We start from the raw sequence: 14,551 nt of genomic DNA, 5'->3' as shown, positions 1-14,551 counted from the left end.
GAGCGGCAAAGCGCTCAGGCCCGGCTCACTTTGCGCCGTAGATATCGAAATCGAAATACTTCCGGTTGATCCGTGCATAGGTCCCGTTTGCCAGGATGGCTGACAGTGCCTGATTGAATGCATCGCGCAGCGCAACGTCCTCCTTGCGAAGCCCAAGGCCGTCGCCGAGACCGAAATACTTGGGATCGTCCAAAGCCGGGCCGGCAAACTTGTAGTCCTTGCCCTCGGGCTTCTTGAGAAAACCGTCGTTCGCTTCAATCGACGCCTGAAATGCCGCATCGAGCCGTCCCGCTAAAAGATCCGTGTAGACCTGATCCTGATTCTGATAAGAGACGATCTGCACGCCAGCCGCTTGCCACTGCGCTTTGGCGTAATCCTCCTGGCTCGAACCCTGTTCGACACCGACACGCTTCCCCTTTAGCGACGCAGCAGTCGGCATTAGATCGGAGTCGCGCTTGACGACCAGTCTTGCAGGCGCGTTGGAGATCTTGTTCGTGAACGCGATCTGTTGCATGCGCTTGGGCGTGATGGTCATCGACGACGAGATCGCATCGAACTTTCTCGCCAGCAGTCCAGGGATCATGCCGTCGAAGCTGGTTTCGACCCATACGCACCGTGCATGAAGCTCGGTACACATCGCGTTGGCGATATCCACGCCAAAGCCGGTCAGCTTTCCGTCTGGCGTCTTGAACTCCAGCGGCGGGTAAGTCGGATCGACCGCCAGCCTGATTTCCTTGCCGGACCAGTCGGCGGCACTGGCGGCACCGGACAGCGCCATCAAAGCGAGCGAGATCGTTGCAAGTGTCTTTTTCATGTGTGTTTCTCCTCGACGTCGTTGTTGAACTGCTTGTGTTCTATGCGAACAGGTTTTGCCAGAAAACGTTCGGTCAGCTTGACCCAATAGGTGGCGCCCACTGCCAGACAGTCGTCGTTGAAATCGTAGCCGGAGTGGTGTAGTGCGCAACTGCGTTCGCCGTCGCCATTGCCGATCACGAGGTAGCTGCCCGGGCATTTTTCGAGCATGCATGCGAAGTCTTCGCTGGCTGTGAAGGGTTCGAGGTCGTCGATGATAGATTGTGTGCCGAGCCAGTCCGCCGCCACCTGGCGCGCGAAGCCCGTTTCCGTACGATGATTGATCAGCACCGGATGACACCGGACGTAATCGATCTCCGCGTGCGCGCCGAAACTTGCCGCCTGCCCATGCACGAGTTCGTGAATCCTGCGCTCGAGCAGGTCGCGGACGTCCGGCGCAAGCGCCCGCACGGTCAGCAGCATCTGCGCCGATGACGGGATCACATTCGACGCGACGCCCGCATGAATCGAGCCGACGCTGATGATGGCCAGATCGCGCGGGCTCACGTTACGTGACACGATACTTTGCAATGCAGTCACGATCGACGCGCACACGACGATCGGGTCAATCGCCTTGTCCGGCACGGCGCCGTGCCCGCCGCGGCCCACCACGCGCACCGTGACGGTGTCGGCAGACGCCATGAATGCGCCGCTAAAGAAGCCAAGATGACCCGCGGGATACCCCGGAACGTTGTGGAGAGCGAATACGGCGTCGCACGGAAAGCGTTCGAAGAGGCCGTCTTCCATCATCTTTTGCGCGCCGCCGAGGCCTTCTTCAGCGGGTTGAAAAATCAGGTTCAGCGTGCCGGAGAAAGCTCGCGTCTCGGCCAGGTATTTTGCTGCGGCCAGCAATGTAGCGGTGTGCCCATCGTGACCGCAGGCGTGCATGATGCCTTCATTCCGGCTGGCATAGGGCAGGCCCGTCGTCTCGTGGATCGGAAGCGCGTCCATATCGGCGCGCAGTCCGAGGGAGGGCCCGTCTCCGATCTTTAACGTGCCCACAACGCCGGTTTTACCCACGGCGCGCGTGACCTGATAGCCCCACTGGCTCAGGCATTCGGCGACCAGTTCGCTGGTTGCGACTTCCTGAAGACCGAGTTCCGGATAGGCGTGAATACGGCGGCGCAAGCCGATCATTTCCTCTTGAATGGCGGCGATGCCGGGCAAAACGAAGTCTTGAACCATCGATGAAGTCCTTTGAAGAGCGGACGGACCCGGCCGCCGCGCCCCCCGGCCGTTTGGGCTTCGGGCGCTGCAACTGTCTGCACTGGTCGGAATGCTATTCAGCTAAATTTCGAGGGTGAAGCCGCAGTTTTGTTATGCTGACAACCATTTGTTGTCGGGGTGGTTTCGTGAAGATTCATCAACTGCAGGCGTTAGTCGCGAGTGCGGAAACCGGCAGCATCCGGGCGGCCGCGCGTTCATTGGGGATTTCGCAGGCCGCCGTCACGCGCTCGCTGCGCGAACTCGAAGCCACCGAGCAACTGCCGTTGCTGATACGCGCACCTGAAGGAATCAGCTTTACCGAATATGGCAAGGCGTTGCTAACGCACGCGAGACTGGTCCTCAATCAGTTGGAGCACGCGCAGAACGACCTGGCAAGATTGCGCGGTCGAGCGGAGGGAAGGCTTAGCGTCGGTGTGACACCGTGGATCACGTTGACGTTTCTGGCTGAGACGGTATTGCTGTTTCGCAAGCGCATGCCCGACATTCAGCTGGAACTGTTCGAGAGTCTGATGGCCGTCGCGCAACCGCTTTTACGTGCCGGCGATATGGACTTCGTAATCGGACAGTTGCATCCGTCTACTGCCACTCAGGAGTTTTCGTGCGAGCCGGTGTTGAACTACGAGACGGCCGTGATGGTTCGCCGAGGACATCCGCGTCAGCACTGCCGTTCGATTCACGATCTGCTGGATCAGGACTGGGCGCTCAATTTCGCGCCTGACGGGCAGGACGCGCTTATCGACTATCTGTTCACGCGCCATGGCGCGCAGATGGAAGCGAACCGTATTGTGCGGGCCCAGTCGCTGGGCACGCTGCAGATGCTGGTTGAGCGTGCTGACATGTGCACATGGTGCCCAACCGTCCTCCATACGGCTCCCCTGTTTCAAGGTCAACTGGTGGCGCTGGCGCTGAAAGAGAAGTTCGATTCGCGACAATTGAGCGTTGTCACGCGCCGGAACAGCACGCTCAGCGGCGCGGCGCATTGCTTTATCGAGTGTCTCTTGCAAGTGATCCGCAAGCATGCAAGATCGGCAAAGAAAGAAGACCTTGCGCTGTTTGATACCGTGACCTTGCTGGTTTGAGCATCGAGAAACTGCACGCGTGGTGCGGTTGTTGTCGGCCTTGACGCATGACCTTCAGCGCCCTAATTCACATTGAAATGCACACGAATGTCCTGCCGGCTTTCGATTGGATGGCCGGCCTGCATCGCGGGGAAAAACCGCCATTTACGGAGCGTTTCGAGGAGGATCTGGTTGAGCCGCGGGTTGGGTGTCGGCTTGATCAGCTCGACGTCGGCTGAGCCGTCGACGTGAATCGCGAAGCGGGCTGTTGCGACAGTTTGATACGCCTGCTCGCGTAAATCGTCAGGGAGTTCCGGCAGCGGTTGGGAAATAGAGTGCGCTGCGGCATCGCCGGATGACTTGGCGGACGGTGTGGCGTTTGCGCTTTCTTCTGAAGGTGCGGCGGCGCGCGCCGGTGATTCGGTTGTCAGCTTCGGCTCTTGCGCCGCGGGCGCCGACTGGGCCGGTGCAACGCTTTGCACCGATCGCACATCCGGCTTCGATGGCACTTGTGGCGTCGTGCGTGATTGCGTTGAAACGTGAGGGAGCGGATCGGCAGGTTGTCGTGGCTTTGCCGGTGCGATCGGAGCGGGAGTAGTGTGCGTAGCCGGAGCTGCGGAAGGCGTCGTAACCGGAGCCTTCGGAGGATCGAGTTCCACCACCCGCATCTCGAGTGGCCTGGCAGGTACATGTGCAGACGTCGTTGTACCCAACCAGCGTCCCAACTGAAACAGGAACACGACCCATACGACTAGCGCGACCAGCACCGCTAGCGTGATCCGTATTTTCGGAGAATCGTCCAAAGCGGCCTTGAAGCGTATCCGACTATTCACGACGCACTGCGATCAGAAACCGCTCGGCGCCAGCGCGGCGCGCGGCCAGCATCGCCTGAACGACCACGCCGTTGCCCGCTGCGTCGTCAGCCGCGATAACAACATTGCCGTCCGGTTGCAGCAGGCGCTTTACCGTCGGCTCGATCTGATCGAGATGAACTGACTGATGGTTCACGAATATCGCATTGCTGCTGTCCACCGAGATCGTCAGCGGTTCATGGGCCGCCATCTGCTGCGCGCGGCCGGCCGGGAGGTTGACCTTGACGGCATCGAGCCGCTGCATTGCGAGCGATGCGAGCATGAAGGTTGCCAGCAGAAAGAACATCACATCGATCATCGGAATGATTTCGATGCGACCGCGCTTCGCCGCGCGCGAACGCTTTAACTTCACGGCAGCGCTCCGGCGGGCGTGTCGGCAAGACGGATTTCGCTGAGCCGCGCATTCGCGAACGACTCGAGTTCATCCATGAGTCGTTCGAGTCGGCGCGAGAAATAGTTGAATGCAAAGAGCGCGAACAACGCGACCACCAGGCCGATCGCGGTTGCCACCAACGACTGTGCCACGCCGCCGGTCACGCCACCCGGGTCGACGAGACCATCGCCGCCGAACAGCTGGAACGAATGCATCATGCCGACGATGGTGCCCAGCAGACCCAGCAGAGGCGCCGCCGTCACGATGGTTTCCAGCACCCAGAAACCTTTGCTCATGTCGCGTTCGATCTGCGAGGCAACCGATTGCGCCTTTGCCTCGCGCAGCCACAGCGGTACAGAAGGATCGGGCGCCCACGGCGCGCTCATGCGTCGGAATGCGTTCTGACTGGAGGCATCCTTTAATCTGCCGGCCCAATCAAGTGCCGATCCGGGCGCAGCGATTTCGTGCGTGCCAGACAGTGTGCCCGGCAACCGGCCAAAGCGTAGAAACACATAGGCCCGGTCGAGGGCGATGGCGACCGCCAGAATGGCGAGTATCGTCAACGGATAGATGACCCATCCGCCTACCCGTACCGCCGTTAGAACGCTTACCCAATCTTGCATACCGCACCTCTTCGTAGCCTGACGGACTTAGAAATTCTTGGTGATGCCGGCGTAAACGGCGAAATGTGGGCCATATTGCGGTGCGCCGACGCCGATCCCCGATCCGTTGCGCAACTCATAGACGCGGTTGAACGCGTTGACCACGAGCAGGCGTGCATCGAATTTCCCAATGAGCGGCTGGTTGAAGTGCTGAATCACACCGAGATTGACTTGCGCATAGACCGGCAGCCTATCGGTGTTTGCAAAGCCGCTACGCAAACCGCTTCCCACCAGCCCATCGAACGTAAAGGTCGTTCTGCCGAGATCGTAGGTTCCGCCGAATGACGCGGTGACGCGCTGGTCATGATCCAGATAGACCCAGTGGCTGTTGATATAGGCGAGTTCCGCGGGGTCGAAATTGAACTGCGCTGAATCGATCTGCGTTCCCTGCGCGCGGCTCCACGCGAGATTCGCGTAAGCCGATACGTTATCCTGCTTATAGTTGGCCGTGAATTCGACCCCATACACGCGGCCTTCCCGATAGTTGAACGGCGTGAAGATGAGTGCGGAGCCGAACTGTCCTTCATCGAGCAGGTTCGTCGATTTCTTGTAGTAAGCGTCGAGTCCGACCGTCACGTTCGACCCGAGGCGCTGCGTCACACCGAGGTCGAAATAATGGCTGCGTTCCGGTTGCACCTGATCGTTCAGGTTCGACGGACTCTGGTTGGTCGTGCCATTGAAGCGGCTAATGGTCGACCCGGACACCAGCTCGAACGCAGGCGGTGTGAAATAGCGCGCGTAACCGGCATGGAACGTCGTGGCCGGCGTCAGCGCATAGACGAGGCCGATTCGAGGGCTAAGCTGGCTTGCACTGACGTACTCGTCCATCTTGTCGTAGCGAAGGCCATAGTTGAGCGTGAGCTTGTCGGTGATTTTCCATTCGTCCTGCACATAGGCGCTGTACAGATAACCGGTCTTGCTGCTGGAATCCTGAATATTGAAGGGCTGATCGGATAACTGGCTGCCATTGCTGTCCGTCGCGAATACGTTGACGCTGTCATCGAACACCGCGTGTTCTTGCTGGAAGAAGAGGCCCGCCCGGACCGTATGCTTGTCGTTCAGCCGCCAGGTCGTGTCCACCTGGGCGCCGTTGGCCGAGTTGCTGTGAAAATCCTGTGACGCTACGCCGTTAAAGAGCAGATCGCCGACCGGATCGGGATTGAATTGCGTCCGCGTGTAGCGTGTAAAGAGGGCAACCTGATAGTCGAGAGCTCCGCCATTGGTGCCCTGGAGGGCGACCACGGCGAAGTTGTTCAACTCCGATTGCGTTTCGTTCAGCTGGCTCGAATCGAACGTGTTGTTGCCGTTGAGTGTGAAATTGGTCGGCAAGCCGGGCGTGTTGGGAATCTCGAACTGGTTGCTCGTCGTGCCGAACATCACGCTCACGCGCGTGAGCGGGTTGATGATGTACGACATGTAGCCGAACGCATCGCCCTGACGGGTGTGGTCGTGAATCGCGTTGGCACTGGCGGTGGGATTCTCGATCCCGAGGTTGTTCATGCCGAGCGAGCCGCTAAAGTAGTAGCTGAACGGCCCCTGATTGCCGAATACATCCGCGCTGGTCTTGATCGTCTGATGGCTGCCGCCGAACACGTCGATGGATCCACCGTTGCCTGCATCACCCGTCTTCGTGCGGATGTCCACCACGCCTGCCGTGCGGTAGCCATACTGCGCCGGCAATGCGCCGGTGAGCAGGTTCACCTGGTCGATGATGCGGGTGTCGAGTGCCTGGCCGAAACCGCTGATGGGCTCGGGAATGATGATGCCGTTGATGCGGTATTGCAGGTTCGCGTGGTCTCCGCGCACGTGCAACTGCCCAAATGAATCGCTTGCCACGCCGGGCGCCTGGAGCAGCACCTGGTTGAGCGGCGTATCTTGCCCCGCGGGCAGCGCATTGATATCGGCCTGGCTGAAGCGGTACACGCTGCTGCCGGTTTCCGGCAGCAGTCCGTTGCGGGCCCGATCGAGACGCTTTGCGTTTACCTGAACATCGAGTGTGTCGCTTTGAGCGAGTTTGACGCTCACCGCGCTTTCCGCGCCCGCAGTCGTGGTCGCCATGCTGCTGCCGCTCGCGAATCCCGGCGCGGTGACGACAATCGCGTAGGTGCCCGGGCTCACGTGAGCGATCGCGAAATGGCCGTCTGCGTCTGTTTTCGCTTCGCTGATAGCGGCACCGCTTGCGTTCTGAACGCTGACGGTGGCGTTCCGGACGGGCTTGCCCGCTGCGTCGGTGACGGCGCCCGTTACCGAGCTTTCGTCGGGCGCGGCATGGGCATGGGCAGCGATAGCGAACAGCAGCAGGGCTGCGTGGGAGACGCGCGTGCGGTTTTTCATCTTTATTTATTCAGGGTTGAGCGCTGGGTGGATGCGTTTCCGTCTTGTTGACGTTCTTCCTGGCTGTCGTTTGACGTCCAGAATGTTATATCATTACATCGGCAAACAAAATTGACAACCCGGTAGGAGGGGCTGCGAGCGTGTTGCAAACCTGTTTAACGCAATCCGGCTGACTGGCGACCCGGAACCGTCTTTTTTCCGAGGACGCGATATCTGGTCAGTGTTCGCGGGCGGTTTTCGCTGTTTTCACGTGCAACTGCATTGGAATGTTGCGGCAAAGCGCGCTCATTACGAGACGGCAAAATGCACTTTTATAGGCATCAAACGATGCTATTATTGGTGCTAATATTTGCGGAGATTCCCATGCGTACGACTATTTCGCTTGATGACGACTTGATCGCCAAGGCTCAAGCTTATACAGGCGTGGAGGAAAAAACGGCGCTCGTGCGCGAAGCGCTAAAGGCCTTGATCCAACGCGAAGCAGCGAAACGGCTCGCGAATCTTGGCGGTAGCCAACCGGGCATCAAGGGGGCGCCGCGTCGCCGGCAGGACGTCGAATGATTCTTGTCGACACGTCGATCTGGATTGACCACATCAACGCCTCTGATTCCATGCTGATTAGCCTGCTTGCCGAAGAGCGTGTGCTGGCTCATCCCTATGTGATAGGCGAGATTTCGCTCGGTAGCCTGCGTGACCGTGAGGTCGTGCTTGGCGCGTTGCTCGATCTGCCGCGCGCGCCAGTTGCAACGCCGGAGGAGACGTTTTATCTGATCGAGCGCGAAGGTTTGTTCAATCGTGGAATCGGATATGTCGATACGTCGCTGTTGGCGTCCGCGCGCCTACAGCCCGGCACCACCCTCTGGACACGCGACAAGCGATTGAAGAAGGTTGCCGATGAACTCAATCTCGGCGCGGTGCTTGCGCACTAGATAACGGAAAAGCGTGAGTTTTTGCCGATGCCCGGTGAAGCTACCGGAACATCGCGAGCGACAGGGCCCCCGGCCCCGGCCTAACGGAAGATCTCGGCGATGAGGTCGGCCACGGTCCGGATCCGCTCGCTATCGCGCAGGGCGGGATGCAGCACCATCCACACGTCCTGGTCGAGCGGCTTGATGTGCTTCTCGATGCAGACGAGATCGCTCGTGGTGTCGCCCGCGAGCTGGGCTAGGACGCCGAGCCCTGAGCCGCCCAGCACGCCGTCGAATACGCCCATGCCATAGCTGCTTCGTAGCGAAGGCGCAGGCGCGCCGGGCAGGGTTTTCAGCCATTGCGTGGCCGGATGATCGGGCTGCCGGTCGTCATAACCGACGAACGACAGCTTGTCCCATTCCTTCCTCGTGATCGCTGCCTTGTGGCGCAGATAGTAGTCGCGCGAACCGAAGAGCCCGAAGCGGATCTTGCCGATGCGCCGGACATAGAGATCGCCCTCGTCGGGGCATTCGGACCACAGCGCGATGTCCGCTTCGCGGCGGGCAAGGCTATACGGCCGTCGTGAAGTCAGCACTTCGATGGCGAGGCCGGGCAGCCGCTCCTGGAACGAGCCGAGCAACTTAAGCAATATGTAAGACGGCCATTCGACGGCGTTGATCCGCACCGTGCCGTGAGCGCCTGCGCCGCCGGTCACGTCTGCGGCGCGCTCGATCTGGTGGGCGAGATCTTCCATCTGCTCGGCCCAGGCCAGCACGCGCGCGCCGAATGCCGTCACCGCACAGCCTGACGGCACCCGGTCGATGAGCGGCTCGCCCAGCCGCCGTTCAAGCTCGGTCAGGCGGCGCGACAGGGTCGGCGCGCTCAGATCGCATGCCGCCGCAGCCGCTCGCATGGTCCCGCCGCGCGCGATCTCCACCAGAATCCGCAGGTCGTCCCAGTCTACGTGTTCCATTTTTGAAACGCCAAGTTTTGAAATTGGGCATAGCATAACGTGGATCGCGAGGATAGCATTGGACCTGGCCATACTCGTCCGAGCATCCGGCAGAGAAACTCGAGGGTTTCATCGGTGGCCGGCGGCAGGTGTGGCGACCCAATCCATCACACGACTCAACGGCTATCAGTACGTAGACCGAACGAGCGATACGGAGACATCAATGATTCGTCATTTCCAACCGGCGCGGCGTCGCGCCATCGTAGCCAGCGCAGCTTTCCTCGCGGTGTCGATCTTGCCGGGCGCGGCGTTCGCTCAGGCCACCCAGGCCGCTCACAAGCCGAAAGTCGCCCTGGTGATGAAGTCCCTGGCGAACGAGTTTTTCCTGACCATGGAAACCGGCGCGAAAGACTATCAGAAGCAGAACCCGACGAAATTCGATCTCGTCACGAACGGCATCAAGGACGAAACGGATACGGCTAACCAGATTCGCATCGTCGAGCAGATGATCGTGTCGAAAGTCGATGCACTCGTGATCGCACCGGCCGATTCCAAGGCGCTGGTGCCGGTGCTCAAGAAGGCGGTCGACGCCGGCATCATCGTGGTCAATATTGACAACAAGCTGGATCCGGACGTGCTCAAGTCGAAAGACCTGAACATCCCGTTCGTCGGCCCGGATAACGCGAAGGGCGCACTGAAGGTGGGCGACTACCTGGCCAAGCATCTGAAGTCGGGCGACAACGTCGCCATTATCGAAGGCGTCTCGACCACCACCAACGCGCAGCAACGCTCGGCCGGCTTCAAGCAGGCCATGGCGGCGGGCGGCATGAAGGTCGTCTCGCTGCAGTCGGGCGAATGGGAAATCGACAAGGGCAACGCCGTCGCGAGCCAGATTCTGAATGCGAACCCGGACGTCAAGGCGCTGCTGTGCGGCAATGACAATATGGCAATCGGCGCGGTATCGGCTGTGCGCGCGGCAGGCAAGGCCGGCAAGGTGCAGGTGGTGGGCTACGACGACATCAATGCGATCAAGCCGATGCTCGCCGATGGCCGCGTTCTCGCCACAGCCAATCAGTACGCCGCCAGACAGGCCGTGTTCGGTATCGATACGGCTTTGAAGGCACTTGCTGAACACAAGAAGCAGTCGGAATTGTCGGGCGTCGTCGAAACGCCTGTCGATCTGGTCACCAAGTAAGACGGGCATAACGCGTGGCCCGTGTTGCATGACGGGCCACGCCGCCTGATCTTTGTCGCGCTTTATCATTCTGATGTCTACTCCCATCCTATCGCTTGCCGATGTCCCGCCCGTGCTGAGTGTTCACGGCATCGGCAAGACCTACGCCGGGCCGGTGCTCGCCGATATCTCGCTGGAACTGTACGCAGGCGAGGTGCTGGCGCTGACCGGCGAAAACGGCGCGGGCAAGAGCACCTTGTCCAAGATCGTCGGCGGTCTCGTCACGCCGACTACCGGCTCGATGACGCTAGGCGGCGCGGTCTACACGCCGACCAGCCGCAAGGACGCCGAGGCGCTCGGCGTGCGCATGGTCATGCAGGAGTTGAACCTGCTGCCGACCCTCTCGGTGGCGGAGAACCTGTTCCTGAACCGCTTGCCGCAGCGCGGCATGTTCGGCTGGATCGACCGCGCCAAACTGCGCGAGGATGCCCGGCACGCCATGGCGCAAGTCGGGCTCGACGCGATCCACCCTGACACGCTGGTGGGCACGCTCGGCATCGGGCATCAGCAGATGGTCGAGATCGCGCGCAATCTGATCGGCGATTGCCGCGTGCTGATCCTCGACGAACCGACTGCGATGCTGACCGCCCGCGAAGTGGACCTGCTGTTCGAGCAGGTCGAGCGGCTCAAGACGCGCGGCGTGGCGCTGGTGTACATCTCGCACAGACTGGAAGAGTTGAAGCGTATCGCGCGCCGCGCTGCGGTGCTGCGCGATGGGCGGCTCGTACATGTCGACGAGATGGCCAATCTCTCGGCCGACCGTCTGGTTACGCTGATGGTTGGGCGCGATATCGGCGAGCGAATCGATCTCGGCGAGCGGCGCATTGGCGACGTGGCGCTCAAGGTCACGGGTATGACCCGCGAGCCGGTCGTGCGCGATGTGTCCTTCGAAGTGAAGGCGGGCGAGATTTTCGGCGTTAGCGGGTTGATCGGCGCGGGCCGCACGGAATTGATGCGGCTCATCTACGGGGCCGATCGCGCGGATGCCGGCACGGTGTCGATCGCACAGGGCGGCGGCCCGCTCGAGCCCGTGAAGGTTTCGTCGCCATCGGACGCCGTGAAGAACGGCATCGCGCTGATTACGGAGGATCGCAAAGGCGAGGGCCTGCTGCTGACGCAGCCTATTGCGGCCAATATCTCGCTCGGTCATCTGCGTGCGGTATCGAAGAACGGCGTGGTGGACGGCCGTCGCGAGGCGGCGCTGGCGCGCAAACAGATCGACGCGATGAGCATCCGCAGTTCGGGGCCGTCGCAGCCGGTGTCCGAGCTCTCCGGCGGCAACCAGCAGAAGGTGGTGATCGGGCGCTGGCTCGCCCGTGATTGCACGGTGCTGCTGTTCGACGAGCCCACTCGCGGCATCGACGTCGGTGCGAAGTTCGATATCTATGCCTTGATGGGCGCGCTCGCGCGGGAAGGCCGCGCGTTGGTGGTGGTGTCGAGCGATCTGCGCGAGTTGATGTCGATTTGCGACCGGATCGGGGTGATGTCGGCAGGACGGATGACGGGTATGTTCGAGCGCGGAAGCTGGACCCAGGACGCGCTGCTTGCAGCGGCGTTCGCGGGTTATACGAACCGCGACGCGCTGCTGCACGATCCGATCGAACCCGACGCACGGGCGCGCCACGCGAAAGCGCCCGGCGCGCCGGCGCCCGACAAAAAATCAGTGGGGTATTGAAGCATGACCGCACCAACCAGCCTGCCTACGTTGCAGAACGAACCGCCCAAAGACGCGAAGCCGATCGGCACGCGCCTTGGATTCTCGAACTACCTCGGCCTGCTCGGCGCATTGCTCGGGATGATCGTCCTGTTCTCGCTGCTGAGCTCGCATTTCCTGAGCTACGACACCTTCAGCACGATCGCGAACCAGATTCCCGATCTGGTCGTGATGTCGGTCGGCATGACCTTTGTGCTTATCATCGCCGGGATCGACCTGTCGGTCGGCTCCGTGCTGGCGCTCGGCGCGGCGCTCACGAGCGTCGCGGCCTTGCAGTGGCACTGGCCGGCGTTGCCCGCGGCCTTGCTCGGCATGGCGGGGGCGGCATTGACGGGCTGCGTGACCGGCGCGATTACGGTGGCCTGGCGGATTCCGTCGTTCATCGTATCGCTCGGCGTGCTCGAGGCGGCCCGCGGTCTCGCGTATCAGATGACCAACTCCCGCACGGCCTACATCGGCGATGCGTTCGATTTTCTGTCCAACCCGATTGCGTTCGGCATTTCTCCCGCGTTCCTGATTGCCATCGTCGTGATGGTCGCGGCACAGTTGGTGCTGACCCGCACGGTGTTCGGGCGCTATCTGGTCGGCATCGGCACGAACGAGGAAGCGGTGCGTCTCGCAGGCGTCAACCCGCGGCCCTACAAGATTGCCGTATTCGCGATGATGGGACTGTTAGCTGGACTCGCGTCCCTGTTTCAGATTTCGCGGCTCGAGGCTGCGGACCCGAATGCCGGCTCGGGCATCGAATTGCAGGTGATCGCGGCCGTCGTGATAGGCGGAACGAGCTTGATGGGCGGGCGCGGCTCGGTGATCAGCACATTCTTCGGCGTGCTGATCATCTCGGTGCTGGCCGCGGGTCTCGCCCAGATTGGGGCGACCGAGCCGACCAAGCGCATCATCACGGGGGCCGTCATTGTCGTGGCCGTCGTGCTGGATACTTATAGAAGCCGGCGTCGCGCCGCATGAATTGACCATTAGCGACCATTTGTGGATGGTCAGCAGGAGAGTGAACGTGTCGAAAGAAGCAAAGCAGGGCCGCGTGCTCGTGGTGGGCAGCATCAATACCGACCTGGTCGCCCGCTCACCGCATTTGCCGCGACCCGGCGAGACGATCGGCGGTCATGAGTTCTCGCAGGTTGCCGGCGGCAAGGGTGGCAACCAGGCGGTGGCGGCCGCCCGCATCGGCGCGCGCGTGGCGATGATCGGACGTGTGGGCAAGGACGCTAACGGCGCCCAGCGGGTCCAGGATCTGGAAGCGGAGGGCATCGACTGCGCGGGTATCGAGGTCGACCCGGCACAGCCCACCGGCGTGGCGATGGTGACGGTGTCGGACGACGGGCAGAACACGATCGTTGTGGTCGCGGGCAGTAACGGCGAACTCACACCGGAGAGCGTTGCGCGCCACGAAGCGGCGATCAAGGCCAGCGACGTCGTGGTCTGCCAACTGGAAACGCCGTGGGACTCCGTCCACGCAACACTTGCGCTCGCCCGGCGCCTGGGCAAGATCACCGTGCTGAATCCGGCGCCGGCAACCGGCCCGTTACCCGCGGAATGGCTGCCGCTCGTTGACTACCTCGTGCCGAACGAGGTCGAGGCCGCGATACTCGCCGGCCTGCCGGTCGAATCGCAAAGCGGCGCGAGAAGGGCGGCGCTGGAGTTGCAACGCGGCGGCGCCCGCAACGTGATCGTCACGCTCGGTGCACAAGGGGCTTACCTGTTGCCGGAAGGCGGCGAAGGTATGCATTTTCCCGCGCCGCAGGTGCGGGCGGTCGATACGACCGCGGCCGGCGACACCTTTATCGGTGTCTTTGCCGCGCAACTCGCCGCGCGGCAGCCGCCGGAAGGCGCGATCAGCCTCGCACAACGCGCGGCGTCGATTTCCGTCACGCGCGCCGGTGCGCAGCCGTCGATCCCGACTCGTGCGGAAGTCGAAAGCGTAGCCTGAACGCAGACCCCAATTACGGGCCGCGCGAAAAGTGTTGCACCCCTTTACTCACGCACTTCGCACACCGCCTCTATCACAAGGCGTAGCAACGGTTTGCCGCCGACGCTTACAGCGCAGCAGGTAACTCACTGAAACATAACCGTAGTCAAACTGTAGTGTCGCGTGTCTAGGATGTCCCCATCGCCCATGTATCGATCAATGGAGGTGCAGGATGCTCAGTCATCACGAACTCGCGACACTCATGCTGCTTGGCGACACGGACAAGCGGCTGGAAGATTTCGATCCAGACGTGCTGGCCTTACGCCATTACGAGCTCGTGGAAATACGGCAGCGTGATCCGCAAGGTTCGACACTGCGACTCACCCGCCAGGGCCGTGAATTACTGGAACGTCTGCGCACGGGCGCAGGGGGATGAGTCG

At 61.4% G+C, this 14,551-nt stretch carries 15 protein-coding genes; 8 read left to right on the top strand and 7 right to left on the bottom strand.

Annotated elements, in window-relative coordinates; genetic code table 11:
* Positions 1 to 25: 25 nt before the first annotated feature.
* On the bottom strand, positions 26 to 814 hold the full coding sequence (locus GNZ13_RS05775; RefSeq protein ID WP_172161316.1) for an ABC transporter substrate-binding protein: 789 nt from the start codon (positions 812 to 814) through the stop codon (positions 26 to 28).
* Complete coding sequence (locus GNZ13_RS05770) at positions 811 to 2,037, bottom strand: M20 aminoacylase family protein (protein WP_172161314.1); 1,227 nt, start codon at positions 2,035 to 2,037, stop codon at positions 811 to 813. The genes GNZ13_RS05775 and GNZ13_RS05770 overlap by 4 nt, the downstream gene beginning before the upstream one ends.
* Before the next feature lie 167 nt (positions 2,038 to 2,204).
* Between GNZ13_RS05770 and GNZ13_RS05765 the strand changes: the two genes are divergently transcribed.
* A complete protein-coding gene (locus tag GNZ13_RS05765) occupies positions 2,205 to 3,158 on the top strand; it encodes a LysR substrate-binding domain-containing protein (protein WP_328807186.1) in 954 nt (317 codons plus the stop codon).
* A 62-nt stretch (positions 3,159 to 3,220) separates the two neighbouring features.
* On the opposite strand, the gene GNZ13_RS05760 is transcribed toward GNZ13_RS05765, so the two are convergent.
* From GNZ13_RS05760 to GNZ13_RS05745, 4 genes are read right to left on the bottom strand one after another with little or no spacing between them, the layout of a single operon-like run.
* Positions 3,221 to 3,970, bottom strand: coding sequence for an energy transducer TonB (locus tag GNZ13_RS05760; protein WP_328807185.1), 750 nt, complete (start codon positions 3,968 to 3,970; stop codon positions 3,221 to 3,223).
* Positions 3,963 to 4,361 carry an ExbD/TolR family protein gene (locus GNZ13_RS05755; protein WP_172161310.1) on the bottom strand — a complete coding sequence of 133 codons (399 nt, stop codon included), beginning with the start codon at positions 4,359 to 4,361 and terminating at the stop codon, positions 3,963 to 3,965. The genes GNZ13_RS05760 and GNZ13_RS05755 overlap by 8 nt, the downstream gene beginning before the upstream one ends.
* Entirely contained in the window at positions 4,358 to 5,005 is a 648-nt protein-coding gene (locus GNZ13_RS05750) for a MotA/TolQ/ExbB proton channel family protein (protein ID WP_172161308.1), read from the bottom strand. Before GNZ13_RS05750 ends, GNZ13_RS05755 begins: the two co-directional genes overlap by 4 nt.
* 27 nt (positions 5,006 to 5,032) lie before the next feature.
* A complete protein-coding gene (locus GNZ13_RS05745) occupies positions 5,033 to 7,378 on the bottom strand; it encodes a TonB-dependent receptor (RefSeq protein WP_172161306.1) in 2,346 nt (781 codons plus the stop codon).
* A gap of 363 nt (positions 7,379 to 7,741) precedes the next feature.
* Between GNZ13_RS05745 and GNZ13_RS05740 the strand changes: the two genes are divergently transcribed.
* Together GNZ13_RS05740 and GNZ13_RS05735 are read left to right on the top strand one after the other, a co-directional pair.
* Positions 7,742 to 7,939, top strand: coding sequence for a type II toxin-antitoxin system VapB family antitoxin (locus GNZ13_RS05740; RefSeq protein WP_063499809.1), 198 nt, complete (start codon positions 7,742 to 7,744; stop codon positions 7,937 to 7,939).
* Entirely contained in the window at positions 7,936 to 8,307 is a 372-nt protein-coding gene (locus tag GNZ13_RS05735; protein ID WP_172161304.1) for a type II toxin-antitoxin system VapC family toxin, read from the top strand. Before GNZ13_RS05740 ends, GNZ13_RS05735 begins: the two co-directional genes overlap by 4 nt.
* Before the next feature lie 80 nt (positions 8,308 to 8,387).
* Here GNZ13_RS05735 and GNZ13_RS05730 read toward each other — a convergent pair whose 3' ends face one another.
* Positions 8,388 to 9,260: a LysR family transcriptional regulator gene (locus GNZ13_RS05730; protein ID WP_172161427.1), complete on the bottom strand. Its 873-nt coding sequence runs from the start codon at positions 9,258 to 9,260 to the stop codon at positions 8,388 to 8,390.
* Positions 9,261 to 9,462: 202 nt separating this feature from the next.
* Between GNZ13_RS05730 and GNZ13_RS05725 the strand changes: the two genes are divergently transcribed.
* The 5 genes from GNZ13_RS05725 to GNZ13_RS05705 all read left to right on the top strand — a co-directional run bounded on the left by GNZ13_RS05725 (position 9,463) and on the right by GNZ13_RS05705 (position 14,547).
* Entirely contained in the window at positions 9,463 to 10,434 is a 972-nt protein-coding gene (locus GNZ13_RS05725; RefSeq protein ID WP_172161302.1) for a sugar ABC transporter substrate-binding protein, read from the top strand.
* A 73-nt stretch (positions 10,435 to 10,507) separates the two neighbouring features.
* Complete coding sequence (locus GNZ13_RS05720) at positions 10,508 to 12,148, top strand: sugar ABC transporter ATP-binding protein (RefSeq protein WP_172161300.1); 1,641 nt, start codon at positions 10,508 to 10,510, stop codon at positions 12,146 to 12,148.
* Positions 12,149 to 12,151: 3 nt separating this feature from the next.
* Positions 12,152 to 13,153 carry an ABC transporter permease gene (locus GNZ13_RS05715; protein WP_172161298.1) on the top strand — a complete coding sequence of 334 codons (1,002 nt, stop codon included), beginning with the start codon at positions 12,152 to 12,154 and terminating at the stop codon, positions 13,151 to 13,153.
* Between the two features lie 25 nt (positions 13,154 to 13,178).
* Complete coding sequence (gene rbsK / locus GNZ13_RS05710; RefSeq protein ID WP_172161296.1) at positions 13,179 to 14,132, top strand: ribokinase; 954 nt, start codon at positions 13,179 to 13,181, stop codon at positions 14,130 to 14,132.
* Between the two features lie 211 nt (positions 14,133 to 14,343).
* Positions 14,344 to 14,547 carry a hypothetical protein gene (locus GNZ13_RS05705; protein WP_172161294.1) on the top strand — a complete coding sequence of 68 codons (204 nt, stop codon included), beginning with the start codon at positions 14,344 to 14,346 and terminating at the stop codon, positions 14,545 to 14,547.
* Positions 14,548 to 14,551: the final 4 nt, after the last annotated feature.

It is taken from the genome of Paraburkholderia elongata, from assembly GCF_013177735.1.
In the GTDB taxonomy this organism is placed as follows: Bacteria; Pseudomonadota; Gammaproteobacteria; order Burkholderiales; family Burkholderiaceae; genus Paraburkholderia; species Paraburkholderia elongata.
The sequence above is the reverse complement of the archived record's forward strand: the minus strand, read 5'-3'. Positions and strand labels throughout refer to the sequence as shown.

What these genes read in the sequence shown, in the direction of transcription:
- GNZ13_RS05740 (WP_063499809.1), top strand. Translation starts at nt 7,742, where the DNA reads ATGCGTACGACTATTTCGCTTGATGACGACTTGATCGCCAAGGCTCAA.
- GNZ13_RS05720 (WP_172161300.1), top strand. Translation starts at nt 10,508, where the DNA reads ATGTCTACTCCCATCCTATCGCTTGCCGATGTCCCGCCCGTGCTGAGT.
- GNZ13_RS05735 (WP_172161304.1), top strand. Translation starts at nt 7,936, where the DNA reads ATGATTCTTGTCGACACGTCGATCTGGATTGACCACATCAACGCCTCT.
- GNZ13_RS05730 (WP_172161427.1), bottom strand. Translation starts at nt 9,260, where the DNA reads ATGGAACACGTAGACTGGGACGACCTGCGGATTCTGGTGGAGATCGCG.
- GNZ13_RS05770 (WP_172161314.1), bottom strand. Translation starts at nt 2,037, where the DNA reads ATGGTTCAAGACTTCGTTTTGCCCGGCATCGCCGCCATTCAAGAGGAA.
- GNZ13_RS05750 (WP_172161308.1), bottom strand. Translation starts at nt 5,005, where the DNA reads ATGCAAGATTGGGTAAGCGTTCTAACGGCGGTACGGGTAGGCGGATGG.
- GNZ13_RS05775 (WP_172161316.1), bottom strand. Translation starts at nt 814, where the DNA reads ATGAAAAAGACACTTGCAACGATCTCGCTCGCTTTGATGGCGCTGTCC.
- rbsK (WP_172161296.1), top strand. Translation starts at nt 13,179, where the DNA reads ATGGTCAGCAGGAGAGTGAACGTGTCGAAAGAAGCAAAGCAGGGCCGC.
- GNZ13_RS05725 (WP_172161302.1), top strand. Translation starts at nt 9,463, where the DNA reads ATGATTCGTCATTTCCAACCGGCGCGGCGTCGCGCCATCGTAGCCAGC.
- GNZ13_RS05705 (WP_172161294.1), top strand. Translation starts at nt 14,344, where the DNA reads ATGCTCAGTCATCACGAACTCGCGACACTCATGCTGCTTGGCGACACG.
- GNZ13_RS05715 (WP_172161298.1), top strand. Translation starts at nt 12,152, where the DNA reads ATGACCGCACCAACCAGCCTGCCTACGTTGCAGAACGAACCGCCCAAA.
- GNZ13_RS05745 (WP_172161306.1), bottom strand. Translation starts at nt 7,378, where the DNA reads ATGAAAAACCGCACGCGCGTCTCCCACGCAGCCCTGCTGCTGTTCGCT.